Source organism: Dietzia sp. NPDC055343 (assembly GCF_053645265.1).
This window is the reverse complement of sequence record NZ_JBSHMJ010000124.1, coordinates 1-2,040: the sequence shown is the minus strand read 5'-3', so window position 1 is coordinate 2,040 and position 2,040 is coordinate 1. Positions and strand designations below refer to the sequence as shown.

The window sequence follows — 2,040 nt, the reverse complement described above, 5'->3', positions numbered from 1 at the left end:
TGGTTCCACGTGGAACCATGACCGGCTTCGTGGGCGGCAACGGCGCCGGCAAGACCACCACCATGCGCATGATCATGGGCGTCCTGCAGCCCACCACCGGTCGCGTGCTGTGGAACGGCCACGAGGCCACCGTCGCCGACCGCCGCACGTTCGGCTACATGCCCGAGGAGCGTGGGCTCTATCCCAAGCAGGCGATCCTCGACCAGCTGGTCTACCTGGGACGACTCCAGGGCCGTTCCGCGGCCGACGCCCGCCGCACCGCCACCGACCTGCTCGACCGGTTCGGGCTGGGCGAGCGGCTGAACGACAAGCTCGAGTCGCTCTCGCTGGGCAACCAGCAGCGCGTGCAGATCGCCGCCGCCGTGATCGGCGGGCCCGAGCTGCTCGTGCTCGACGAGCCATTCTCCGGGCTCGACCCGGGGGCCGTGGACTCGATGGTCGACCTACTGCGCGAGCACACCACCCGCGGCGTGCCCGTGCTGTTCTCCTCCCATCAGCTCGACCTCGTCGAGCGACTCTGCGATCAGCTCGTGGTGCTCTCGCGCGGCCGCGTCGTCGCCCAGGGCACCGTCGAGGACCTCCGGCGACGCGGGCGCGTCCTGCATCGCCTGGTCGTGGGCGGCGACGCCGGCTGGGTACGTGATCTGCCCGGCGTCCACGTGGTGGACGTCGACGGCCCCACCGCCCTGCTCGACCTCAGCGGCGGCGGCAGCCCCGCCGGCACCGACGCCGTCCTGCGCGAGGCCATGGCCCGCGGCAGCGTCCGCGAGTTCGCCGAGGTCGTCCCCACCCTGTCCGATATCTACCGTGAGGTGACGGTATGACCACCACCGACCAGTTCCCTTTCCCGTCCGATACGGCCACCGACAGCGGCGCCGGCGCTGGTGTCGGCACCGGCGCTGCGGCCCCCGAGACGCAGTCGGCGTGGCGGATCGTCGCCGGCCGCGAGATCATGGTCAAGCTTCGGGACAAGAACTTCATCATCTCCACGCTGACCACGCTCGCGATCATGGTGGTCGCGTTCGCGGTGTCGTTCTTCGTCGGTGGCCAGACCGAGTCCAAGACCCTCGCGGTGGCCTCCCCCGAGGCTGTGGTGGTCGCCGAGCAGGCGACCGCCGACGAGGGCGCTGCGATGTCCGGGCCGTTCGCCCCGGGGGACCTCGAGGTCACCATCAGCGAATACCCGGACGTCGCCGCGGCCGAACAGGCCGTGAGCGAGGGTGACGCCGACGCCGCCCTGATCGGTGCGCCCGGTGAGTGGACCCTCGTCGGCACCGACTCCGTCGACAGCTCGCTGGCCGGGTTGATCGGCGCCACCGTGGCCGCCGACGCCCTGGAGACCAACGCGGCCGCTGCCGGCACCACGGTCGGCGACCTCACCGCCGGCTCCGAGGTGGGCGAACGGCTCCTCGACCCCGACGGCGCCGCCGATGAGGGCGTGCAGTTCATCGCCGGATTCGTCTTTGTGTTCCTGTTCTACCTGGCCGCGATCCTGTTCGGATACGCGATCGCCAACAGCGTGGTGGAGGAGAAGCAGTCGCGGATCGTGGAGATCCTCGCCGCCGCCATCCCGCTGCGGCAGTTGCTGGTGGGCAAGGTTGTGGGCGCCACCGTGCTCGCGATGGGGCAGATGGTGCTGTTCGTGGGCATCGGCCTGATCGGTCTGTCCTTCACCGAGTACACCGCGCTCCTGCCGGCGATGGCCGGGGCCGCCGCCTGGTACCTGGCCCTGTTCGTGATCGGGTTCGTGGCGCTGGCCTGCCTGTTCGCCGTGGCCGGGGCGCTGGCCACCCGCGCCGAGGACGTGCAGTCCACCGCCTCCCCCGTGCTGACGCTCATCATGATCGCCACCTTCGGCGGGCTGTTCGTCTCCGGCACCTGGCAGGTCGTGGCCTCGTACATCCCGATCATGTCGACGGTCACCATGCCGATCCGACTCGTCGAGGGCTCCGCGGCCTGGTGGGAGCCGATCGTCGCGATGATCGTCTCGCTGGTGGCCGCCGCCCTGGTGATCGGCGTGGCCGAGCGGATCTACCGCCG

At 70.8% G+C, this 2,040-nt stretch carries 2 protein-coding genes; both read left to right on the top strand.

Features of this window, described 5'->3' with window-relative positions:
- Positions 1-824: ABC transporter ATP-binding protein (locus ACWIE7_RS18990; RefSeq protein ID WP_454070302.1), on the top strand; the 824-nt coding region annotated here is incomplete at its 5' end.
- A partial coding sequence (locus tag ACWIE7_RS18985; RefSeq protein WP_454070301.1) for an ABC transporter permease occupies positions 821-2,040 on the top strand: 1,220 nt, incomplete at its 3' end. The genes ACWIE7_RS18990 and ACWIE7_RS18985, both read left to right, overlap by 4 nt.